Source organism: Streptomyces sp. NPDC045778, from assembly GCF_056431945.1.
Map to the genome: position 1 here is coordinate 138,556 of NZ_JBWKJZ010000017.1, position 22,644 is coordinate 161,199.

Sequence of the window (22,644 nt, forward strand, 5' to 3'; positions counted from 1 at the left end):
CGATGAAAGGCCCGCAACTCCCCATGCCTGAGCTGGTGTTCTTCTCCGGAACGATGGACTGCGGGAAGAGCACCCTCGCGTTGCAGATCGAGCACAACCGCTCGGCTCGCGGCCTCGCAGGGATGATCTTCGCGCGCAACGACCGCGCGGGCGCGGGCAAGCTCTCCTCCCGCCTCGGCCTCGTCACCCAGGCCCTCGAAGTCACCGACGACCTCGATTTCTACGCCCACCTCGTCGACCGCCTCTCCCAGGGCGGCCGCGCCGACTACGTCATCGTCGACGAGGCGCAGTTCCTCACCCCGGAGCAGGTCGACCAGCTCGCGCGCGTGGTCGACGACCTCGGCCTCGACGTCTTCGCCTTCGGCATCACCACCGACTTCCGCACCCGGCTCTTCCCGGGCTCCCAGCGGCTCGTCGAGCTGGCCGACCGCATAGAGGTCCTCCAGGTCGAGGCCCTGTGCTGGTGCGGTGCCCGCGCCACCCACAACGCCCGCACGGTCGGCGGCCACATGGTCGTCGAGGGCGCCCAGGTCGTCGTCGGAGACGTCAACCAGGCCGCCGACGAGGTGGGCTACGAAGTCGTGTGCCGCCGTCACCACCGCCGCCGCATGACCGCCGCGTCCGCCCACGCGGGCGCCCTGTCGCCGGACGTCCTGCCGCTCGACACCGATCACAGCGAGCACGCCGAGCCCGGCGCCCGCGCGGCCGACGGCGCCCTGGAGCACTCCTAGGCCACCCGGGGCGCCGCCGTCAGGCCGTCTCCGGAGGCTCCTGGCACGGCCGCTCGGTGTGCACGAGCGTGAACTCCGCGCCCTCCGGGTCGGCGACCGTCACGATCCGGCCATGCGTGCCCTCGCGCGCGGGACGCACGACACGGCCGCCGAGTTCGGTCACCCGCTCCGCCGCCGCGTCCACGTCCGCGGTCTCGAAGTACGTCATCCAGTACGCGCCCCGGTCGCGCGGCAGCGCGTTCCCGACGCCGTGCACCGACGCCACCGCCCTGCCCTCCAGGAAGAACGTCAGGAAGTCCGTGTCGGGCGCGTCGGACGCCTCCTCGGTGTAGCCGAAGAGGGTCCGGTAGAACTTGGCGACCTCCGCCGTCTCCCGGGTCACCAGCTCGTTCCAGGCGGGCGCGCCGGGCACCCCGGCCACCGCGGTGCCCAGGTGCTCCGCGGGCTGCCAGATGCCGAACACCGCGCCCGCGGGGTCGGAGCCGATCGCCAGGCGCCCGGCCTCGGCCGCGTCCAGCGGGCCGACGCCGACGGTCCCGCCGCAGTGCCGCGCCATCTCCGCCGTCTCGTCGGCGTCGTCCGTCGCCAGGTACGGGGTCCAGGCGATGGGCAGGCGCCGGTCGGCCGGCAGCTCGCCGATCCCGGCGACCTCGCTGTCGCCCAGGAAGGCGCGTACGTAGGGGCCCAGCTGCTGCGGCCCGGGCTGGTACGTCCAGCCGAAGAGCCGCGCGTAGAACTCCTGGGTCGCGGCCAGGTCGTGCGCCATCAGGCTCACCCAGCAGGGCGTGCCGGGTGCGGGCCGCGCGGTCCGTTCGCGTCGGCTGTCCGGCCACCGTGCCTCGGTCATCGTCACTCTCTCCTCGGGCCCTCGTGGCGTCCCCGGCTCACGGACATCACGGACGGCTGACGTCAGGGGACAGGCTTCGCGATCCGTCATGCGCTCTGCATGACGTCGCTCGTCCGCCCGCTGCCGTCCGTCGCCCGCTGTCGGTCAGCCGTCGCCACTCCGCTTCGATTCGCCTTTCGAACGCGCGTACCCTGGCCGCGCGCATGCCCGTCCGTGCAGATGCTCGCACCACCCGCCGCCCGGCGCCCCCCGGCCGCGCCGCCTTTTCCATTTCCTGGCGGAGGATGCCCGGTCTGCCGTTTCCCATCCGTGAACGTGCGATTGCCGAGCCGTGTCCACCTTCGGTACGGGGCGTGCCCGGATCCGTACGCCACGTGTTCGGGCGGGTCCGGCCGAGCAGGTTAGCCGGAGCTGGACGCGGCGGCCACCCCGTGGGCAAGGATGGGGCTCATGAAAGCCATCATCTCCGCATCCGAACTCGCGAGCGACCTGGCGGGCGGGAACCCGCCGATACTGCTCGATGTCCGCTGGCAGCTGGGCGGCCCGCAGCAGCGCCCCGCCTACGAGGAGGCGCACATCCCGTCGGCGGTCTTCGTCGACCTGGACGCCGATCTGGCCGGTCCGGCCGGCGCGGAAGGCCGGCATCCGCTGCCGGACGTCGCCCGCTTCGGCGCGGCGATGCGGGCGGCGGGCGTCTCGGGGGACCGGGACGTGGTCGTGTACGACGGCGGGCAGGGCTGGGCCGCGGCGCGCGCCTGGTGGCTGCTGCGCTGGGCGGGTCATCCGTCGGTGCGCGTCCTCGACGGCGGGCTCCCGGCGTGGCGCGGCGAGCTGGAGTCCGGTGACGTACGCCCGCCCCGGGAGGGCGCGTTCACGCCGGTCCCCGACTCGGTGGCGCGGCTCGACGCGGACGGTGCGGCCGCCCTGGCCCGCTCGGGGCTGCTCCTGGACGCGCGGGCCGCGGAGCGCTACCGGGGCGATGTCGAGCCGATCGACCGCGTGGGCGGTCACATCCCGGGCGCCGTGTCGGCCCCCACGACGGAGAACGTCTCCGAGGATGGCCGGTTCCGGCCGGCCGGGGAGCTGACGGCCCGCTTCACGGCCCTGGGCGCCCGCGAGGCGCCGGAGGTCGGGGTGTACTGCGGTTCGGGCGTCTCGGGCGCCCACGAGGTCCTCGCGCTCGCGGTGGCGGGCATTCCGGCGGCGCTGTACGTCGGTTCATGGTCGGAGTGGTCGTCGGACGCGTCCCGTCCGGTGGCGAAGGGGCCGGATCCGCAGTAGGGGATCTCCGGGGACGGCGACGGCATCGATGTCCCCGGAGCCGTGTGTCACGCCGTGTGACTTCGCGGCGCCGCGCGCCCGGGCGCGATGCTCACGCTCCGTAGGCGGGAGGCGGTTACGCTCCGTGACACGTGTCCGTTATGTGAAGGGCCCGTACGGATCTTGCGTACGGGCCCTTCGGTGTGTCCGTGGGGCGTGCGGAGGATGGTTCCTCCACCGCCGCGCGGCTACTCCTGCTTCTTGCGGCGGGTGCCGAAGACGATCTCGTCCCAGCTCGGCACGGCGGCGCGGCGGCCGGGCCGGACGCCGTCCGCCTCGGCCTGGCGGTCCGTGGACCCGACCAGGCGCTCGCGGTGGCTGGCGACGGCACGCGGCATCAGCACGTCCGCGTACGCCGAACCGGCCGACGCGGCGGTCGCCGGGGGCTCCTCGGCCTCGGGCTCCTGCTCCGGCTCCTCCGGTGCGGACGGCAGTTCGGAGGGTGCGGTGGTGGGGCGCTCCGGGACGACCATGTCGCCCCGGAAGCTCGGTACCGCCTCCAGGAGGCTGGTCAGCGAGTCGCGCTCCTGCTCGGCGACGGCGCCGCCGGGGCCCGGCTCCTCCGCGGGCTCGGGGGCCGGGGTGCCGGGGCGCTCCAGGGCGCGCTCCAGCGGCCGGTCCCGGGGCAGCCGGGCGATGCGCGGCACGAACGGGAAGCTCGGCTCGGGCGCGGCGATGTCGTCGGTCTCGCCGATGAGGGCGCGGGCCTCGTCGTCGACGGCCTGGACGAGGCGGCGCGGCGGGTCGTACGTCCAGCTCGCGGAGTGCGGCTCGGTGGCGACGCGGTAGACGAGCAGCACCTCCCAGGTGCCGTCGTCGCGGCGCCAGGAGTCCCACTGGACGGATTCCTTGTCGGCGCCGCGCAGCAGGAGCCGCTCCTGGACGGCCTCGCCGAGCTGAGGGCCGGTGTTCTCGCCGGGGCGGCGCACGGGGGTCTTCCGGGCGCGCTCGGCCATGAAGGCGCGCTCGGCGAGCACGGGGCCCTCGAAGCGGCGGACGCGGTCGACGGGGATGCCGGCGAGCGAGGCGACTTCTTCCGCGCTGGCTCCAGCGCGTATACGGGCCTGGATGTCACGGGGCCTGAGGTGGCTCTCCACCTCGATCTCGATCTGGCCGAGTCTCGGGCGGTCGCCGCGTACGGCGGCACGGAGCCGTTCGTCGATGGGAAGCGTGTACTCCGTGCTGTCCGCAGCCTTCAGCACCAGCCGTGTGCCGTCGTTGCTGACGGCCACGACACGCAGTTCGGGCATGGGGACCTCCCGGGTGGTGCCTGCCGACGTCACGTGCGTCGCTGCTTCCGCTAGTCGAGTGTGGCCTGCCCGGGTGCAGCCTGCCACAACCTTGCCGAGTTGCCCGGCGTGTCGGGCATGGGCCCTGGTTCGCCGTTATGGCACGGTTACCTATTCGCAACGCTAAGTGACCAACCTCGTCACCCTGTGCAGCGAGCCCCCTCCCGGCGGTCCTGGCTGGCCCCGGGCACCCTGGATGGAGACCGGGCCCAGGGCCAGCAACACTACTCCATTCGGGCCACCCGGGTGGACCGGCACGCCGCCGAACTTCTCCCGGGTGAAGGGAGTTGATGGTGGCAGGGGCGCGAAGCCCCCGCGCGTAGGTGGCGCTCTTCACGTAAACGCCAGAAGCGGAACTATTTTCTTCGGACGTACGTCCCTTTCTCATGTGACTCGCGTGACTCGTGCGCGAATCGGTACGGAAGTCGGCAAGGCGAGAAAGGCGGCAAGAGTCGGAGATGCGTGGCAAGCCGGATCTCGGCAGGACCTCGGAGGACACGGCGCATGACACCTCGGAAGGCACGTCGGAGGACGCGCCGAAGAAGCGGCTCGACCTGAGCGTGCCGCAGGTGGCGGGCAGTGCCGTGGCCGCCGTCCTCGCCGCGAAGCTCGCGTCCAGCTTCGGCGTGTACGGGACGATTCTCGGTGCCGGTGTGGTGAGCGGCATCGCCACCTGCGGAGGCACGGTCTTCCAGCACTTCTTCAAGCGCACGGGTGAGCAGATCCGCGACGTCGCGGTACAGGCCAAGCCGAAGGCGCAGCAGGTGCCGGTGACCGGGGCCACGCCGGTGCCCGAGGCCTTCAGAGCCGCGCCTTCCACGCCCGCGCCCGGTCACGTGCCCCCGTCCGGTCACGTGCCCCCGTCCGGCTACGGGACCTCGTCCGGTTACGCGACCTCGTCCGGCTATGTGACCGGCACGGGCCCGGTGACCACCACCTGGGGCAGGCAGCCGAGCGGCCACCACGCCCCGGACGCCGACCCGACGGCCGCGCTGCCGATGGCCGAGGTGGCCGACCCGACGGCCGTCCTTCCCAGGGCGGGAGCCGATCCGGGAGCCGCGCTGCCGATGGCCGGTGCCGCCGATCCGACGGTCGCCCTGCCCGCGCTCGGGCCCGGCGATCCCACCACCGCGCTGCCCGCCGGGTCCGCCGACGCCGAGCGGACGCAGCTCCTCGGGTCGGTGGACGCGACCCAGCTGATGCCGCGCGACCAGCGGACCCGCGTGCTGCGCGGCACCGGCCCCGCGGTGCCCGGGCCGCCGCAACCACCGCTCCCGTCGGACGAGTTCACCGAGGGCACCACGCACCGCGCGCGGGTGACGAGCTGGAAGCGGCCGCTGATCGCCGCCGCCGTCGTCTTCGGCGTGGCCCTCACCGGCATCACCACGTACGAGCTGGTGAGCGGCCAGAGCTTCAGCGGCGACGACCAGAGCACGTCCATCGGCGACTTCGTGAAGGGCAAGAACTCCTCCTCCAAGTCGGACGACCAGAAGCCGGGCGGCGACTCCGATCAGCCCTCCGACGAGGGCACGGGCGACAACGGCGACGGCTCCCAGCAGGGCGACGACACCTCCAAGGACCCCAGCGACAAGCCCTCGCCGGGCGACGGCACCGGCTCGGACACCGGGACCGGCACCGGCAAGGACCAGGGGGACAAGCCCGACGACGGCGGCAAGGACGACGGCGGTGACTCCGGCGACGGCGGCTCGAAGGTCGACCCGACCCCCACGCCCACTCCCACGCCGACCCCGACGCCCACCCCGACCCCGACGCCCACGCCGTCCAACGGCGGCGGGAACGACGTCCAGGAGCGGCAGCAGTCGCCCGAGCAGTGAACGGGGCGGCCGCCCCGGCCCGGCGGCTCAGCCGCCGAGGACCCGCCGCAGATAGGCGTTGGCGAAGAGCCGGTCCGGGTCGAGGCGGTCGCGCAGCGCCGTGAACTCGGCGAAGCGCGGATACGCCGCGGCGAAGTACGCGGCGTCGCGGGTGTGGAGCTTGCCCCAGTGGGGCCGCCCTTCGTGGGCGACGAAGATCTGCTCCGCGGCGCTGAAGTACGTACGGAAGGGCGTGCCCTTGTAGAGGTGCACGGCGATGTACGCGCTGTCGCGGCCGGACGCCGTGGAGAGCGTGATGTCGTCGGCGGGGGCCGTGCGGACCTCCACGGGGAAGCTCACGCGCAGCGCGGAGCGCTCGATCATCGCCTTCAGTTCCCGCAGCGTGTCCACGAGCGCCTCGCGCGGGACGGCGTACTCCATCTCCACGAAGCGCACCCGCCGGGGACTGGTGAAGACCTTGTACGGGATGTCCGTGTACGTGCGGGCCGACAGGGCCTTGCTGGAGATCTTGGCGATGGCCGGGATGGTCGCGGGCACGGCACGGCCGAGCGAATTGACGGCCTGGAAGAGGCCGTTGGAGAGCAGTTCGTCCTCTACGAAGGCGCTGATCGCGCCGGGCGGGGCCGCGGGGCCCAGGCTGCGGTTGTTGCGTTTGGTGGTGCAGTTGTCGGTGTGCGGGAACCAGTAGAACTCGAAGTGCTCGTTCTCGGTGACGAGTTCGTCGAACGACCCGGTGACCTGGTCGAAGGTCATGGGCTCCTCGCGTGCCCGCAGGAGGAAGAGGGGCTCTACGGAGAACGTGATCGCGCTGATGACGCCGAGCGCGCCGAGGCCCACGCGCGCGGCGGCGAAGACGTCGGGGTGCTCGTGACGGGAGCAGGTGAGGATCTCGCCGTCCGCGGTGACCAGTTCGAGCGCCGTGATCTGGGCGGCTATCGACGCGGAGTCGCGGCCCGTGCCGTGCGTCCCGGTGCTGACGGCCCCGGAGACCGTCTGGTCCATGATGTCGCCCATGTTCGTCAGCGACAGGCCTTCGCGGGCGAGCGCGGCGTTCAGGCGCTTGAGCGGGGTGCCCGCCTCGACGGTGACGGTGCCCGCGGCGCGGTCGATCCCGCGGATGCCGGTGAGCAGGTCGGGGCGGATCAGCAGGCCGTCGGTCGCGGCGGCGGCCGTGAAGGAGTGGCCGGTGCCCACGGGCTTCACCGTCAGGCCTTCGGCCCTGGCCCCGCGGACCGCCGCGACGAGTTCGTCGACCGAGGCGGGCGTCGCCTCGCGCGCGGGGTGCGCGCTGACGGTCCCCGCCCAGTTACGCCACGTCGCTCGGCTCCTCCCGGTGGCCGCTGCCGTGCCCCTGCCCGTTGCCCTGCCCATGGGTCCCTCCCCGTCGCGGATCCGGCCGCTGCAGCCGGCGATACCCCAGGAATCCGACCGCCGCCGCGAGCGCCCCGGCCACGCCCGCCACGCCGTACCCGGCGCTCGGTCCCGCGGCGTCGATCACCCAGCCGGCCACGGAGGAGCCGAGCGCGATCCCGACGGCGAGGCCGGTGCTGACCCAGGTCATGCCCTCGGTCAGCTTCGCGCGTGGTACGTGCTGTTCCACGAGGGCCATGGTCGTGATCATCGTCGGTGCGATGGACAGGCCCGCGAGGAAGAGCGCCGCGGCCAGGAACGGCAGGCTCCCGACCAGTTGCAGCGGGATCATACTCACGGCCATCGCGCACAGGCCCACCAGCCATCTGCGCGCGGGCGCCCCGGCGAAGTGCATGAGGCCGAAGCCGACGCCCGCCAGACAGGAGCCGAGCGCGTACACGGCGAGGACCAGGCTCGCGGCACTCTTGCGGCCCTCCTCCTCGGCGAAGGCCACCGTGACCACGTCCACCGCGCCGAAGATCGTGCCCGTGGCGACGAACGCGGCGACCAGGACCTGGAGCCCGGGGGAGCGCAACGCGGAGCCCCGGGTGTGGTGTTCGCGCGGATGCGGCACCGGCTCGGTGGCGCGCTGCGCGGTCAGCCAGAAGACGCCCACGGCCAGGAACACGGCCGCGAGGAGGGGCCCCGACTCCGGGAACCACACCGTGGACAGGCCGATCGAGATGATCGGCCCGAAGATGAAGCAGATCTCGTCCACGACGGACTCGAAGGAGTACGCCGTGTGCAGCTGCGGGGTGTCGCGGTACAGGGCCGCCCAGCGCGCCCGCACCATCGAGCCGAGGCTCGGCACGCAGCCCGCGACCGCGGCGAAGAGGAACAGCGTCCAGTCCGGCAGCTCGAGGCGCGCGGCGAGCAGCAGGCCCGCGACGGCGACGAGCGTCACCAGGGTCGCGGGTCGCAGCACCCGGCGCTGGCCGTGCCGGTCCACGAGCCGGGATATCTGCGGGCCGATCGCGGCGGCGGACAGCGCGACGGTGGCGGACAGGGCGCCCGCGAGGCCGTACCGCCCGGTGATCTGGGAGACCATCGTCACGATGCCGATGCCCATCATCGACAACGGCATCCGCCCGATGAGGCCGGCGGCGGAGAAGCCCTTGCTGCCGGGGGCGGCGAAGATGGCGCGGTAGGGGCTCGGCACGTGGACTCCGCGGGGGCGCAGGGGCGGCCGACCCGTGAGAGGTCGCGCGGCTCCGGTAAGGCGTGAAGATGGCTGATACAGCTTACGGCCGGGAAGACCTTTGGCGCACCGGATTTTTCCGGCTCGGCCACGCCCCGCCGAGGGGTGTCTGTGGGTCCGCCTCCCTGGGCGGCCGGCGGGGACCACCGCTTCCCGGCCGGGGAGTGCCGCGCCCCCGGTGGGCAGCACCGCCGTTTCCCGCCTGTCAGTGGCGAGTGGCAGGATCAAAGGCATGTCCGATGCGCTGGATTCCCCACTGGATCCCACTCCGTACGACGCCCTGCTGCTGCTCTCGTTCGGCGGGCCCGAGGGCCCGGACGACGTCGTTCCGTTCCTGGAGAACGTGACGCGGGGCCGCGGCATCCCCAAGGAGCGCCTGAAGGAGGTGGGGCAGCACTACTTCCTCTTCGGCGGCGTCAGCCCCATCAACGACCAGAACCGCACCCTTCTGGACGCCCTGCGCAAGGACTTCGCCGACCACGGCCTCGACCTGCCGGTGTACTGGGGCAATCGCAACTGGGCGCCGTATCTGACGGACACCCTGCGGGACCTGGCGCGCGACGGGCGCCGCCGCGTGCTCACGCTCACCACCAGCGCGTACGCCTCGTACTCGGGCTGCCGGCAGTACCGCGAGAATCTCGCGGAGGCGCTGGCGGCCCTCCAGGAGGAGGGCCTGGAGCCCCCGCGCGTGGACAAGCTGCGGCACTACTTCAACCACCCGGGCTTCGTGCGCCCGATGGTCGACGGCGTCCTGAAGTCCCTCGCCGACCTCCCCGACGAGGTCCGGGACGGCGCGCACCTGGCGTTCACCACGCACTCCATCCCGACGGCCGCGGCCGACACCTCGGGCCCGGTGGCCGACCACGGCGACGGCGGGGCGTATGTGAAGCAGCACCTGGACGTCGCCCGCGTCATCGCGGAGGCGGTCCGCGTGGAGACCGGCGTCGACCGCCCCTGGGAGCTGGTCTACCAGTCGCGCTCCGGGGCCCCGCACATCCCATGGCTGGAGCCCGACATCTGCGACCACCTGGAGGAGCGGCACGGCGCCGGCGCCCCCGCCGTGGTGATGGTCCCGATCGGCTTCGTGTCGGACCACATGGAGGTGCTGTACGACCTCGACACCGAGGCCACGGCGAAGGCGGCCGAGCTGGGTCTGCCGGTGCGGCGCTCGGCCACGGTGGGCGCCGACCCGAGGTTCGCCGCGGCGGTGCGCGAGCTGGTCCTGGAGCGCGCCGCGGCCGAGAGCGGGCGCGCGGTGACGCCCTGCGCCCTGGGCGCGCTCGGCCCGAGCCACGACCTGTGCCCGGTGGGCTGCTGCCCCGCGCGCACCCCGAAGCCCGCCGCGGCGGGCGCCGACAGCCCGTTCGCCTGAGGAGCCCCTGTGACCGACCGCACCACCGCCCAGGACGACCTGAAGGCCGAACTGCTCGCCGTCGCCCTGGAGGCCGCGCACCGCGCCGGTGAGCTGCTGCGCGACGGCCGCCCGGACGACCTGGGCGTGGCCGCCACGAAGAGCAGTGCCGTCGACGTCGTCACCGAGATGGACATCGCGTCCGAGAAGCTCATCACGGACTTCCTCGCCGAGCGCAGGCCCGACGACGGCGTGCTCGGCGAGGAGGGCGCGAGCTTCGAGGGCAGCAGCGGCGTCCAGTGGGTGATCGACCCGATCGACGGCACCGTGAACTACCTGTACGGCCGCCCGGACTGGGCGGTGTCCATCGCCGCGCGCGCGGGCGGCGAGACCCTCGTCGGCGTCGTGCACGCGCCCGTGCGCGGCGACACGTTCCGCGCGGTGCTCGGCCAGGGCGCGTACGTCAACGACAGGGCGGCGCGCGCCCGCACCGCGCCCCCGTTCGAGCAGGCCCTGATCGGCACCGGCTTCGGGTACATCGCCGAGCGCCGCGCCCGCCAGGCCGAGGTCGCCCGGGAGCTGCTGCCGCGCGTGCGGGACATCCGCCGGGGCGGCTCGGCGGCGATCGACCTGTGCGACGTGGCGGCGGGCCGCCTGGACGCGTACTACGAACGCGGCCTGAACCCCTGGGACTTCGCCGCCGGAGACCTCGTCGCGCGCGAGGCGGGCGCCCTCACCGGCGGCCGCCCCGGCGAGCCCCTGTCCACCGAGCTGACGGTGGCGGGCCCGCCCGGCCTCTTCGAGCCGCTCCAGGCGTTCCTCGACGAGCGCGGCGCCTGGCACGACTGAGGCGCCCGCACGGCCCGAGGCGGCACGTCAGGGCCCCGGCGCCCGCAGAAGCGGAGCGCCGGGGCCCTGAGGTGTCACGTGTCGGCCGGTCAGGAGGACGGGACGGCGACCTCCACACCGTGCTCGGCGGCCAGGCGGTGGAGGTCTTCCAGCTCCGCCAGCTCGACCTCGGCCAGGAAGTCGTCGCCCGTCTCGCGGGCCTGCGCGAGGTCGGATTCCGTGGTCTTTATGCGCTGCAGGAGACCTGCGGTGAATGCGTCCATGGTTGCGCCCCCTCGGCTGGGTCGTGTGGGTCGGGTGGATCGGGTGGCACGGGGGTGTGCCCGAGAAGCGGCGATCACGTCCGATGACGCTGCGTGGAGCGCGTCGTGGCGCATCACATACGAAGCGTGATCGCGGGGTGTACAGGCCGTCCTCCCCCCGGCCCTCCTCAGGGAAACCTCAAACGCTGGCGGAAGTCTGAGAAGAACCGAGAAATTCCCGTGTTCCCAGGGGCACCGGCCGTCTTACAGCCGGTTTATGGCCGAAAGGGGCAGGATGGAGGCCTCACCCCCAGATCAGACCTGCCCTGCCCACGGGAGAACCGGGGCCGGGCGCAGAGGAAGGACAGCGACGTGCGCGTACTCGTCGTCGAGGACGAGCAGCTGCTCGCCGATGCGGTGGCCACCGGACTGCGCCGGGAGGCCATGGCCGTCGACGTCGTGTACGACGGCGCGGCCGCCCTGGAGCGCATCGGTGTGAACGACTACGACGTGGTCGTCCTGGACCGCGACCTCCCGCTCGTGCACGGCGACGACGTCTGCCGCAAGATCGTCGAGCTGGGCATGCCCACGCGCGTCCTGATGCTCACCGCGTCCGGCGACGTCAGCGACCGCGTCGAGGGCCTGGAGATCGGCGCCGACGACTACCTGCCCAAGCCGTTCGCCTTCAGCGAGCTGACGGCACGCGTGCGTGCTCTCGGCCGGCGCACCAGCGTGCCGCTGCCGCCCGTCCTGGAGCGCGCCGGCATCAAGCTCGACCCGAACCGCCGCGAGGTGTTCCGCGAGGGCCGCGAGATCCAGCTCGCGCCCAAGGAGTTCGCCGTCCTGGAGGTCCTGATGCGCAGCGAGGGCGCCGTGGTCTCCGCCGAGCAGCTCCTGGAGAAGGCCTGGGACGAGAACACGGACCCGTTCACGAACGTCGTCCGGGTCACCGTCATGACCCTGCGCCGTAAGCTCGGCGAGCCCGCCGTCATCGTCACGGTGCCCGGCTCGGGCTACCGGATCTGATCTCCGGTGGCCGCGACACCGGCGCCGCCAGCGGCGCCCCCCAAGCCGACATGGGACCCCAGGAAGGTCGAACCGCCCTTCCCGTGGCTGCGTCCCACCATCCGCATAAGGCTCACGCTCCTGTACGGCGGCATGTTCCTGATCGCGGGCATCCTGCTGCTCTCGATCATCTACCTGCTCGCCGCGCAGGCGCTGAACGTGGGCAGTGAGCTGCCCTTCAAGATCGTCTCGGGCCGGGTGGAGAGCAAGGTCTGCGACCTGCCGAGCCGCGCCTCGCCGGACGAGTTCAACGCCGCGATGAACGCCTGCGTGAACGAGCAGCGCCAGCACGCCCTGGACAACCTCCTGAGCCGCTCGCTGCTCGCCCTGCTCGGCCTCGCCGTGATCGCCTTCGCCTTCGGGTACGCGATGGCGGGCCGCGTCCTCTCGCCGCTCGGCCGCATCACCCGTACGGCACGCCGCGTGGCGGGCACGGACCTCAAGCGCCGTATCGAACTGGACGGTCCGGACGACGAGTTGAAGGAGCTGTCCGACACCTTCGACGAGATGCTGGACCGCCTGGAGCGCGCCTTCACGGCCCAGCAGCGCTTCGTCGCGAACGCCTCGCACGAGCTGCGCACGCCGCTCGCGATCAACCGCACGCTCCTCGAAGTGCAGCTGTCCGACCCGGGCGCGCCGCCCGAGCTCCAGCAGCTCGGCAAGACCCTCCTCGCCACCAACGAGCGCAGTGAGCAGCTCGTGGAAGGCCTGCTGCTGCTCGCCCGCAGCGACAACCAGATCGTCGAGCGCAAACCCGTGGACCTCGCCGAGGTCGCCAACCGCGCGGTCGACCAGGCGCGCGCCGAGGCCGAGGACAAGGGCGTCGAGATCCGCGGCGAGCGCGGCCTCGCGATCGTGCAGGGCAATGGCGTCCTCCTGGAGCGCATCGCCCTGAACCTCGTCCAGAACGCCGTTCGGTACAACGTGAAGGAAGCGGGCTGGGTCGAGGTCACCACGGAGGCCCAGCACGGCCAGGCGGTCCTCGTGGTGACGAACACGGGACCCGTGGTGCCCGCCTACGAGATCGACAACCTCTTCGAGCCCTTCCGCAGGCTCCGTACGGAGCGCACCGGCAGCGACAAGGGGGTGGGTCTCGGCCTGTCCATCGCCCGGTCGGTGGCGCGCGCCCACGGGGGCCGTATCATCGCGGAGCCTCGTGAGGGGGGTGGGCTCGTGATGCGCGTCACCCTGCCGATCTGAGATGCTTCCGCGTAACGCGCCGGATGTTCGCTTTAAGCGGAATTTTCAGGATCTGATCCTGTCAGTTTCGTGTGTGATCGATCACAGAGGCGAATATTCGGCCATCCACTCTCCGTGACCGCGAAAGTCGTCGGAAAGCCGGGAAAATCCGGGTTTTCGGGGGTCTTGATCACGGGAAGTACACGGGGTGGCGCCCGTGAAGTGCGACATTCGGACCGTGTACGGTCCCGATCGCCATCCAAACCGATCACCTCTTCAGGGGTGCGGTTGGGTGTCGATTGAGTAACAGACCTTGATGTGAGGCAAAATCTCCGCCTCAGGTCGGGCACAAGTCCGGCCTCTCACGCGTTACGTGCGCTGAGACACCGCAGACACCCAGAGGGGGAGAGCGACATGGCAACGGACTACGACACCCCACGCAAGACCGACGACGACGTCGACTCGGACAGTCTTGAAGAACTGAAGGCCCGGAGGAACGACAAGTCCTCCTCGGCCGTGGACGTCGACGAGTTCGAGGCCGCCGAAGGCCTCGAGCTGCCCGGAGCGGACCTGTCCAACGAGGAGCTCGCCGTGCGCGTGCTCCCCAAACAGCAGGACGAATTCACCTGCATGAGCTGCTTCCTGGTGCACCACCGCAGCCAGCTGGCCCGGGAGAAGAACGGTCAGCCGATCTGCCGCGACTGCGACTGAGGCAGGGTCGGCCGTGACTGGCTCGACCCCGCCTGGGAAGAACCGCTTCGGCGACCACGAAGCGGACGCAGCCGTGCCCGCCGGCGAGACGGACGCCGAGCGGGGCCCTGGGGCCTCGCTCAGGCCCGCCGACGCGCCGGGAGCGGACCCGGCCGACCCCGTCGGCCACCCGGGTCCCGCCGGGGCGCAGAGCGGCGCTGAGACGGCGTACGAGGCGGTCCCCGCCCTCGTGCACGAGGCGGCGGCCACGTCGCCGCACACAGCCGTCGAGGCCGTGGAGACCACGACGGCGGGAGACGAGGGCCCCTCGACCAAGGGCAAGCGTTTCACCGCCGTCGCCAACGGCTTGAAGAACGGGGTGCTCCGTGGTGGCCGCGGAGCCAAGGCCGGCATCGGCTATCTGGCCGACCGGATCATCGAGAACGCCCCTCGGGTCCCCGTCCGGGACCTGGCCACCCTCCGCAAGCAGTTCCCGGGCCTCGGCCCCGAGCAGCTCGCGGACAAACTCATCGCGGGCGCGGCGAACGCGACGTCCACGGTGGGCGCCGGTGTCGGCGCCGCCGCCATGCTGCCGGTGCCGCCGGCCATGCCCGCCGAGCTGGCCGCCGAGATCACCGGTGTCGCCGCGATCGAGCTGAAGCTCATCGCCGAGCTGCACGAGGTGTACGGCCACCGGCCGCCCGGCACCCTCAAGGAGCGCAGCACCGCCTATCTGCGGTCGTGGACCGAGGAGCGCGGGATCGACGTGGCCAAGCCCGCGTCGGTGAACGCCGCGCTCGGCGGCCAGATGAAGCGGGAGCTGCGCCAGCAGATCATGAAGCGGATGGTGCGGAACCTGCCGAACCTGATGCCGTTCATGGTGGGAGCCGCGGTCGGGGCGTTCATGAACCGCCGCGACACGAAGAAGCTCGCGGAGCGCGTCCGTACCGACCTGCGCCGCAGGCAGGTGCCCTGGGACGCCCTGGGGGAGCTGCCGCCGCTCACCGGCCCCAAGGAACTGGAGTCCTGAGCGGGCGCCTGACCCCTCCCCCCGGGGCCCGCGCCGGGGCTAGGACGCCGTGACGGTCCCCAGCGCCTTCGCCAGCGCCTGGGGGTTCCTCGTCGACACGTACACGTACGGGGTCGGGTCCTCGGGGTCCGTGACCTCGACGCGCAGGGCCGTCGGGATGTAGCTGCGCAGCACCATGAACGCGCGCGGGTCCGCCTTGTGGGTCCGCCAGGCGCGGGCCTCGGCCGCGTCCAGGGGCTCGGCGGGGCCGAGTGCCGTCAGCGGGATCTTGGCGTCGCCCGCGACCAGGAAGCCCGCCACGACCCGGACGCGCACCGCGCCGTACGCGCTCGTGAGCACCGCCGCGAGCGCCGTGCCCGCGACCAGACCGCCCAGGAACGGCAGGGTGCCGAACGGCAGCGCGGTCAGGCCCGTCGCGATGCCGACGAGCACCGAGACGAGCCACCACGAACGGGGCGCGGTCAGGCGTTCTTCGTAAGGCTGCATGAAGCCAAGCTTGGCATGGTGCGCGACGGCCGCTGACGCGGAGGTAAGGTCTGCGCCTGTGAGTGGTACAACTGCGGCCCTGCGGCCTCCGGCCGACGCCATACCCCCTGTGCGGCACCCCGACGCGCCCGCGCCCGGGGAGCTGATCGGCGCGCACTACGAACACTGCTTCGGCTGCGGGGAGGGCCAGGCCCACGGGCTGCACCTCGCGGCCCGGGCCGGCGACGGCGTCACCGTCACCGCCGAGTTCACCGTGCGCGAGGCGCACCAGGGTGCGCCCGGTCTCGCCCACGGCGGCGTGCTCGCGACCGCGCTCGACGAGACCCTCGGCTCCCTGAACTGGCTGCTGCGGGTGATCGCCGTGACCGGGCGCCTGGAGACCGACTTCCTGCGGCCGGTGCCGGTGGGCACGGTGCTGCATCTGGAGGCCGAGGTCACCGCCGTCGCCGGACGGAAGATCTACTCGCGGGCCAGGGGGCGCGTGGGCGGCCCCGACGGGCCGCTCGCCGTACGCGCCGACGCCCTCTTCATCGAGGTGAAGGTGGACCACTTCATCGACAACGGCCGCCCCCAGGAGATCCAGGCGGCCATGAACGACCCGGACCAGATCCGGCGCGCCCGCGCCTTCGAGGTGAACCCGTGACCGACCGTGCCCCCCTGGACGTGCTGATCAGGCGCGTCGACCCCGACGTACCGCTGCCCGCGTACGCGATGCCCGGCGACGCCGGCGCCGATCTGCGGACGACCGAGCCCTGCGAACTCGCGCCCGGTGAGCGGGCGGTGCTCCCGACGGGGGTTTCCATCGCCCTGCCCGAGGGGTACGCGGCCTTCGTGCACCCCCGGTCCGGTCTCGCCGCCCGCTGCGGTGTCGCCATGGTGAATGCCCCAGGGACGATTGATGCCGGGTACCGTGGGGAGATCAAGGTGATCGTGGTGAATCTCGACCCGCGCGACAGCGTGCGGTTCGAGCGCTTCGACCGGATCGCCCAACTGGTCGTCCAGCAGGTCGAGAAGGTCCGCTTCCAGGAGGTGGCGGAGCTTCCCGGCTCGGCGCGGGCCGAGGGGGGCTTCGGGTCCACCGGCGGTCACGCCGCGGTGGGCGCCAAGCCGGGCGAACAAACGGGTGGGAATCGATACGCGTCGGTCGTATCCGACCGGGAAGGACAGTGACGTGTTCGGACGTCGCAAGAAGAGCGGTGCCGCCGAGGACGCGGCGGGCGAGGCCGAGCAGGTCGTCGACGGCACGGAGAACGCAGAGCGCGCAGAGAACGCAGCGTCCGAGGACGCCGCGCCGCAGCGCGTGCGCCTGGAGCCGGAGCCGCGCCCGGACGGGCCCTGGGACGAATCCGAGGTCCGCGACCCGGGCGAGGGCCGGGTGGACCTCGGTGGTCTGTTCGTGCCGGGGGTCGAGGGCATGGAGCTGCGCGTGGAGGTCGCGGGTGACGCGATCGTCGCGGCCACCGTCGTGCTCCAGGACAGCGCCGTCCAGTTGCAGGCCTTCGCCGCTCCCAAGCGGGAGGGCATCTGGGGCGAGGTCCGCGAGGAGATCGCCTCCGGCATCACGCAGCAGGGCGGGGTCATCGACGAGGTCGAGGGGCCGCTCGGCTGGGAGCTGCGCGCGCAGGTGCCGGTGCAGCTGCCGGACGGCACGAGCGGCTTCCAGGTCGTCAGGTTCGTGGGTGTGGACGGCCCGCGCTGGTTCCTGCGTGGAGTGATCTCCGGGCAGGGCGCGGTGCAGCCGCAGGCCGCGGGCCTGCTGGAGCAGATCTTCCGGGACACGGTCGTCGTCCGCGGCGAGGGCCCGATGGCCCCGCGGGACCCGATCGTCCTCAAGCTGCCCGACGACGCGCAGATGGTCGCGGAGGGCGTGCAGCAGGAGGACCAGGAGACCTCCCGCTTCTCGGGCGGCATGGGCCAGCTCGCCCGGGGGCCGGAGATCACCGAGGTGCGCTGACGGCGTCACCGGCCGGACAGCGCGGGCCGTCGTCACCGGCACGAGAGCTGACGCGGAAGAACGCGAGCCGAAGGGGCCGCACTCCCGAACGGGGAGTGCGGCCCCTTCGGCCTTTTGTGCGTGTGAACTGGGGGAACGCACCACCGCAAGAGAGCGGAACGCACCCCGTAAGAGATTCGTCAACGCCGCGCCCCTGCCCGCTAGGGAGACGTCAACGGCGATCGAAATCCGCCATTGAGGCGGTTTCCTCGGGATGTCAGTAATTCCGCATCTCATCTAGGAGCACACGATGGCCGACGTGGCCTTCGTCGTCACCACGGTCGCGGTTTTCGCGCTGGTGGCTCTCGTCGCCAAGGGGGTGGCGAAGCTGTGACTGCCGAAAACATCGTCGGCCTCGTCGTGGCCGTCGCCCTCCTCGGCTATCTCGTCCTCGCCCTTGTGTTCCCGGAGAGGTTCTGAGTTCCCCCATGAGTCCCGTCCTCGCTGGCGTGCTCCAGCTGCTCGCGCTCGTGGCCGCGCTGGCCCTCGCGTACCGTCCGCTCGGCGACTACATGGCCGGCGTCTACTCCTCCGACAAGCATCTGCGCGTCGAGAAGTGGATCTACAAGGGCATCGGCGCCGACCCCGGCACCCAGATGCGCTGGCCCGCCTATCTGCGCGGCGTGCTCTCCTTCTCCCTGGCGAGCCTGCTCTTCCTGTACCTGCTCCAGCGGATCCAGGGCTCCCTCCCGGGCTCGCTCGGCTTCAAGTCGATCGACCCGGACCAGGCGTTCAACACCGCCGCGTCCTTCGTCGCCAACACCAACTGGCAGTCGTACTACGGCGAGCAGGCCATGGGCCACGTCGTGCAGACGGCCGGTCTCGCGGTGCAGAACTTCGTCTCCGCGGCCGTCGGCATCGCCGTCGCCGTGGCGCTGGTACGCGGCTTCTCCCGCTCGCGCACCGGTGAGCTGGGCAACTTCTGGGCCGACCTGGTGCGCGGTGTCGTGCGCGTCCTGATCCCGATCTCGGTGGTCGGCGCCCTGGTCCTGGTCGCCTGCGGCGCGATCCAGAACTTCTCCGGGATCCACGGCGTCGGCCAGTTCCTGGGCGGCGAGCAGCAGTGGAACGGCGGCGCCGTCGCCTCCCAGGAGGTCATCAAGGAGCTGGGCACCAACGGCGGCGGTTACTTCAACGCCAACTCCTCCCACCCCTTCGAGAACCCGAACCCGATCTCGAACCTCTTCGAGATCTTCCTGATCCTGGTGATCCCGTTCGCCCTGACCCGTACCTTCGGCCGGATGGTCGGCTCGCTCCGGCAGGGCTACGCGATCCTCGCCACGATGGCGACGATCTGGCTCGGCTTCACCGCGCTGATGATGTGGACCGAGTTCCACCACGGCGGCCCGGCGTTCGACCTCGCGGGCGGGGCGATGGAGGGCAAGGAGACGCGGTTCGGCGTCGGCGGCTCGTCGATCTTCGCGGTGGCCACCACGCTCACCTCCACCGGCGCGGTGAACTCCTTCCACTCCTCGTACACCGGATTCGGCGGCGGGATCACGATGCTGGGCATGCAGCTCGGCGAGATCGCACCCGGCGGTGTCGGGTCCGGCCTCTACGGCATGCTCATCATGGCGATCATCGCGGTCTTCCTCGCGGGCCTGATGGTCGGCCGCACCCCCGAGTACCTGGGCAAGAAGCTCGGCACCCGCGAGATCAAGCTCGCGGCCTGCTACATCCTCGTCACGCCCGCGCTCGTCCTCGGCTTCACCGGCGCCTCGATGGCCATGGACACGCCGAAGAACTCGATGACCAACAGCGGCGCCCACGGCTTCTCGGAGATCCTGTACGCCTTCACCTCCGGCGCCAACAACAACGGCTCGGCCTTCGCGGGCCTGAACGCGGACACGCAGTGGTTCAACACCACGATCGGCCTCGCGATGCTCCTCGGCCGGTTCCTGCCGATGGTGTTCGTGCTCGCGCTCGCCGGATCCCTCGCCGAGCAGCGGCCGATCCCGACGACGGCGGGCACCCTGCGCACGGAGAAGCCCCTGTTCACGGGCCTTCTCGTCGGCACCATCACGATCATCACCGGTCTGACGTATTTCCCGGCGCTCGCGCTCGGGCCGCTCGCCGAGGGTCTCGCGTCATGACCACCGACACCAGGAAGCAAGAGGAGCGCAGCTCCATGACGACCGCTACTCCCACGCGCGCGCCCCACCAGGACGTGCCGACCGGCCACAAGCCGGACGACACCAAGGTCGGCGGCGGTCTCTTCGACCCGGCGCAGCTCCTGAAGTCCTTCCCGGACGCCCTCAGGAAGCTCGATCCGCGGGTGATGGTCAAGTCGCCCGTGATGTTCGTGGTCCTGATCGGCTCGGTGCTCACCACCGTGCTCGCCTTCAAGGACCCGGGGGACTGGTTCGGCTGGACGATCGCCGCGTGGCTGTGGCTGACCACGGTCTTCGCCAACCTGGCGGAGGCGGTCGCCGAGGGCCGCGGCAAGGCCCAGGCCGACACGCTGCGCAAGGCCAAGACCGACACGGTCGCCCGGCGCCTGTCCGCCGACGGCAGGACCGAGGAGGAGGTGCCCGGCACCGACCTGAGGATCGGTGACCTGGTCGTCTGCGAGGCGGGCGACATCATCCCCGGTGACGGCGACGTCGTCGAGGGCGTGGCGAGCGTCGACGAGTCGGCGATCACCGGTGAGTCGGCGCCCGTCATCCGCGAGTCCGGCGGCGACCGGTCCGCGGTCACCGGCGGTACGAAGGTCCTCTCCGACCGCGTCGTCATCAAGATCACGACGAAGCCCGGCGAGACCTTCATCGACCGGATGATCAACCTGGTCGAGGGCGCGGCCCGGCAGAAGACGCCCAACGAGATCGCGCTGAACATCCTGCTCGCCTCGCTGACCATCGTCTTCCTGCTCGCGGTGGTCACGCTCCAGCCCTTCGCCGTGTACGCCGGTGCCGAGCAGTCCATGATCGTGCTCTGCGCGCTCCTGGTCTGCCTCATCCCGACGACGATCGGCGCCCTGCTCTCCGCGATCGGCATCGCGGGCATGGACCGCCTGGTCCAGCGCAACGTCCTCGCCATGTCCGGGCGCGCCGTCGAGGCGGCCGGTGACGTCTCCACGCTGCTGCTCGACAAGACCGGCACCATCACGCTCGGCAACCGCCAGGCCGCCGAGTTCGTGCCGGTGCGGGGCACCACCGAGGCCGAGGTCGCCGACGCCGCCCAGCTCTCCTCGCTGGCCGACGAGACGCCCGAGGGCCGCTCCGTCGTGGTCCTCGCCAAGGAGAAGTACGGGCTGCGCGAGCGCCACCAGGGTGAGCTGGTGGACGCCGAGTGGATCGCCTTCACCGCCCAGACCCGCATGTCGGGCGTGGACGTGGACGGGCGCAAGGTCCGCAAGGGCGCGACCGGCTCGGTCCTCGCCTGGGTCCGCGAGCGCGGCGGCACCGCCTCCGACGAGGCCCAGGAGCTGACCGACACGATCTCGCAGGCCGGCGGCACCCCGCTGCTCGTGGCGGTCGAGGACACCGAGGGCGCCCGCGTGCTCGGCGTCATCCACCTCAAGGACGTCGTCAAGGAGGGCATGCGGGAGCGGTTCGACGAACTGCGCCGCATGGGCATCAAGACCGTCATGATCACGGGTGACAACCCGCTGACGGCCAAGGCGATCGCCGACGAGGCGGGTGTGGACGACTTCCTCGCGGAGGCCACGCCCGAGGACAAGATGGCCCTCATCAAGCGCGAGCAGGCCGGCGGCAAGCTCGTCGCGATGACGGGCGACGGGACGAACGACGCCCCGGCGCTCGCGCAGGCCGACGTCGGCGTGGCCATGAACACCGGCACCTCGGCCGCCAAGGAGGCCGGGAACATGGTGGACCTGGACTCCAACCCGACCAAGCTCATCGAGATCGTGGAGATCGGCAAGCAGCTGCTCATCACGCGCGGCGCCCTGACGACCTTCTCGATCGCCAACGACGTGGCGAAGTACTTCGCGATCATCCCGGCGATGTTCGCGGTGGTCTACCCGGGCCTGGACAAGCTCAACATCATGGACCTGTCCAGCCCCAAGTCCGCGATCCTGTCGGCCGTCATCTTCAACGCGCTGATCATCGTGGCCCTGGTCCCGCTGGCCCTGAAGGGCGTCCAGTACCGGCCGATGAGCGCCGACCGGATGCTGCGCCGCAACCTCGGGATCTACGGTCTCGGCGGCCTGGTCGCGCCGTTCATCGGCATCAAGCTCATCGACCTGCTCCTCTCCCTCATCCCCGGCATTGGGTGACGCGACATGAACAACTCCGTCGGAAACACCGCCCGGCTGCTGGGCGCGGGCCTGCGGGCCGTGCTCGTCCTGACCGTGGTCTGCGGCGTGATCTACCCCCTCGTCGTCACCGGCGTCGCCCAGGCCGTCTTCCACGACAAGGCCAACGGTTCCGAGATCAAGGACGGCGGCAAGGTCGTCGGCTCCGAACTCATCGGCCAGCGCTACGACCTGCCCCTGAAGAAGGGCCAGGAGACGCCGGACCCCGACCTGAAGTGGTTCCAGCCCCGGCCGTCCAACGGCCTCGGCAGCAACAGCGTGAACACCCAGTACAAGCTGCTCCTGTCCGGCGCGACCAACCTCTCGGGCGACTCCGGGTCCATGAAGGACAAGAACGGCAAGCAGGTCTGCGACCCCAAGGCCGAGGACGGCCTGTGCGCCCAGGTGAAGGCCGCACAGGACGCCGTCGTCAAGGACAACTCGACGGCCGACTTCACGGTCCGCCCCGCCGACGTCCCGGCGGACGCCGTCACGTCCTCCGCCTCGGGTCTCGACCCGCACATCTCACCGGAGTACGCCGACCTCCAGGCGCACCGGGTCGCCGAGAGGAACCACCTGGCCGTCAAGGACGTCGAGAAGCTGGTCGACGACCACACGGACGGCCGCGTCCTCGGCTTCATGGGGGAGTCCCGGGTGAACGTCCTGAAGCTCAACATCGCTCTGAAGCACCTGGTCGCCGCCAAGGGCTGACCTGCCCGTCAGCGGCTCGCGCACGGCCCGTGGGCCCCGGGACACCCCGGGCCCACGGGCCTGTTTCCGTGCGCCCGCGGGCCAGAGCCATCAGAGTTGCGTCAAGGACCCCCGGGAACGCCCGCCCCGTCCGTTTTACCGCGATTGTTGGCCGTAAGGTCGACGC

Annotated in this window: 22 protein-coding genes; 16 read left to right on the top strand and 6 right to left on the bottom strand. The window is 71.7% G+C overall.

Annotation, left to right across the window (positions count from 1 at the left end; genetic code table 11):
- Positions 1-23 precede the first annotated feature (23 nt).
- A complete protein-coding gene (locus tag AC07GB_RS22635; protein WP_478848137.1) occupies positions 24-731 on the top strand; it encodes a thymidine kinase in 708 nt (235 codons plus the stop codon).
- Between the two features lie 19 nt (positions 732-750).
- On the opposite strand, the gene AC07GB_RS22640 is transcribed toward AC07GB_RS22635, so the two are convergent.
- Positions 751-1,578, bottom strand: a complete 828-nt coding sequence (locus AC07GB_RS22640; RefSeq protein WP_478848139.1) for a VOC family protein — start codon at positions 1,576-1,578, stop codon at positions 751-753.
- Positions 1,579-2,028: 450 nt separating this feature from the next.
- On the opposite strand from AC07GB_RS22640, the gene AC07GB_RS22645 reads away from it, so the two are divergent.
- Entirely contained in the window at positions 2,029-2,859 is an 831-nt protein-coding gene (locus tag AC07GB_RS22645) for a sulfurtransferase (protein WP_478848141.1), read from the top strand.
- Between the two features lie 227 nt (positions 2,860-3,086).
- Here the strand turns inward: AC07GB_RS22645 and sepH are convergent, their stop codons facing one another.
- On the bottom strand, positions 3,087-4,148 hold the full coding sequence (gene sepH, locus AC07GB_RS22650; RefSeq protein WP_478848143.1) for a septation protein SepH: 1,062 nt from the start codon (positions 4,146-4,148) through the stop codon (positions 3,087-3,089).
- Between the two features lie 497 nt (positions 4,149-4,645).
- Between sepH and AC07GB_RS22655 the strand changes: the two genes are divergently transcribed.
- Positions 4,646-6,022: a hypothetical protein gene (locus AC07GB_RS22655; protein WP_478848145.1), complete on the top strand. Its 1,377-nt coding sequence runs from the start codon at positions 4,646-4,648 to the stop codon at positions 6,020-6,022.
- Between the two features lie 27 nt (positions 6,023-6,049).
- On the opposite strand, the gene AC07GB_RS22660 is transcribed toward AC07GB_RS22655, so the two are convergent.
- Both AC07GB_RS22660 and AC07GB_RS22665 read right to left on the bottom strand, forming a co-directional pair.
- Positions 6,050-7,393, bottom strand: a complete 1,344-nt coding sequence (locus AC07GB_RS22660; RefSeq protein ID WP_478848147.1) for a D-arabinono-1,4-lactone oxidase — start codon at positions 7,391-7,393, stop codon at positions 6,050-6,052.
- Complete coding sequence (locus AC07GB_RS22665) at positions 7,329-8,591, bottom strand: MFS transporter (protein ID WP_478848150.1); 1,263 nt, start codon at positions 8,589-8,591, stop codon at positions 7,329-7,331. Before AC07GB_RS22665 ends, AC07GB_RS22660 begins: the two co-directional genes overlap by 65 nt.
- Positions 8,592-8,862: 271 nt before the next feature.
- Here AC07GB_RS22665 and AC07GB_RS22670 point away from each other — a divergent pair, with 271 nt between their 5' ends.
- Together AC07GB_RS22670 and AC07GB_RS22675 are read left to right on the top strand one after the other, a co-directional pair.
- The gene (locus AC07GB_RS22670; RefSeq protein WP_478848152.1) at positions 8,863-10,002 is read left to right on the top strand and encodes a ferrochelatase; all 1,140 of its coding nucleotides are present in this window, start codon (positions 8,863-8,865) and stop codon (positions 10,000-10,002) included.
- Between the two features lie 9 nt (positions 10,003-10,011).
- Positions 10,012-10,830 carry an inositol monophosphatase family protein gene (locus tag AC07GB_RS22675; protein ID WP_478848154.1) on the top strand — a complete coding sequence of 273 codons (819 nt, stop codon included), beginning with the start codon at positions 10,012-10,014 and terminating at the stop codon, positions 10,828-10,830.
- 89 nt (positions 10,831-10,919) lie between these two features.
- On the opposite strand, the gene AC07GB_RS22680 is transcribed toward AC07GB_RS22675, so the two are convergent.
- A complete protein-coding gene (locus AC07GB_RS22680) occupies positions 10,920-11,093 on the bottom strand; it encodes a hypothetical protein (RefSeq protein WP_171075874.1) in 174 nt (57 codons plus the stop codon).
- 351 nt (positions 11,094-11,444) lie between these two features.
- Here AC07GB_RS22680 and AC07GB_RS22685 point away from each other — a divergent pair, with 351 nt between their 5' ends.
- The 4 genes from AC07GB_RS22685 (at position 11,445) to AC07GB_RS22700 (ending at position 15,036) form a co-directional block, all read left to right on the top strand.
- Positions 11,445-12,098, top strand: coding sequence for a response regulator transcription factor (locus AC07GB_RS22685; RefSeq protein ID WP_030680296.1), 654 nt, complete (start codon positions 11,445-11,447; stop codon positions 12,096-12,098).
- Between the two features lie 6 nt (positions 12,099-12,104).
- Positions 12,105-13,337 carry a sensor histidine kinase gene (locus AC07GB_RS22690; protein ID WP_478848156.1) on the top strand — a complete coding sequence of 411 codons (1,233 nt, stop codon included), beginning with the start codon at positions 12,105-12,107 and terminating at the stop codon, positions 13,335-13,337.
- Between the two features lie 393 nt (positions 13,338-13,730).
- Positions 13,731-14,027 carry a DUF4193 domain-containing protein gene (locus AC07GB_RS22695; protein ID WP_030680288.1) on the top strand — a complete coding sequence of 99 codons (297 nt, stop codon included), beginning with the start codon at positions 13,731-13,733 and terminating at the stop codon, positions 14,025-14,027.
- A 13-nt stretch (positions 14,028-14,040) separates the two neighbouring features.
- Positions 14,041-15,036 (top strand): hypothetical protein, encoded by a 996-nt coding sequence (locus tag AC07GB_RS22700; RefSeq protein WP_478848158.1) that lies wholly within the window; start codon positions 14,041-14,043, stop codon positions 15,034-15,036.
- 39 nt (positions 15,037-15,075) lie between these two features.
- Here AC07GB_RS22700 and AC07GB_RS22705 read toward each other — a convergent pair whose 3' ends face one another.
- A complete protein-coding gene (locus AC07GB_RS22705) occupies positions 15,076-15,522 on the bottom strand; it encodes a DUF3093 domain-containing protein (RefSeq protein ID WP_478848160.1) in 447 nt (148 codons plus the stop codon).
- A 58-nt stretch (positions 15,523-15,580) separates the two neighbouring features.
- On the opposite strand from AC07GB_RS22705, the gene AC07GB_RS22710 reads away from it, so the two are divergent.
- From AC07GB_RS22710 to AC07GB_RS22740, 7 genes are all read left to right on the top strand, one after another.
- Positions 15,581-16,165, top strand: a complete 585-nt coding sequence (locus tag AC07GB_RS22710; protein ID WP_478848162.1) for a PaaI family thioesterase — start codon at positions 15,581-15,583, stop codon at positions 16,163-16,165.
- A gap of 20 nt (positions 16,166-16,185) precedes the next feature.
- Positions 16,186-16,692 carry a dUTP diphosphatase gene (gene dut / locus AC07GB_RS22715; RefSeq protein ID WP_478848218.1) on the top strand — a complete coding sequence of 169 codons (507 nt, stop codon included), beginning with the start codon at positions 16,186-16,188 and terminating at the stop codon, positions 16,690-16,692.
- Between the two features lies 1 nt (position 16,693).
- Entirely contained in the window at positions 16,694-17,476 is a 783-nt protein-coding gene (locus tag AC07GB_RS22720) for a DUF3710 domain-containing protein (protein ID WP_478848164.1), read from the top strand.
- 369 nt (positions 17,477-17,845) lie between these two features.
- Positions 17,846-17,935: a K(+)-transporting ATPase subunit F gene (gene kdpF / locus AC07GB_RS22725; RefSeq protein WP_033264828.1), complete on the top strand. Its 90-nt coding sequence runs from the start codon at positions 17,846-17,848 to the stop codon at positions 17,933-17,935.
- 8 nt (positions 17,936-17,943) lie between these two features.
- A complete protein-coding gene (kdpA, locus tag AC07GB_RS22730) occupies positions 17,944-19,608 on the top strand; it encodes a potassium-transporting ATPase subunit KdpA (RefSeq protein WP_478848166.1) in 1,665 nt (554 codons plus the stop codon).
- On the top strand, positions 19,605-21,749 hold the full coding sequence (gene kdpB / locus AC07GB_RS22735; protein WP_478848168.1) for a potassium-transporting ATPase subunit KdpB: 2,145 nt from the start codon (positions 19,605-19,607) through the stop codon (positions 21,747-21,749). The genes kdpA and kdpB overlap by 4 nt, the downstream gene beginning before the upstream one ends.
- 6 nt (positions 21,750-21,755) lie before the next feature.
- Positions 21,756-22,478, top strand: a complete 723-nt coding sequence (locus AC07GB_RS22740) for a potassium-transporting ATPase subunit C (protein ID WP_478848170.1) — start codon at positions 21,756-21,758, stop codon at positions 22,476-22,478.
- The last annotated feature ends 166 nt before the right edge of the window (positions 22,479-22,644 follow it).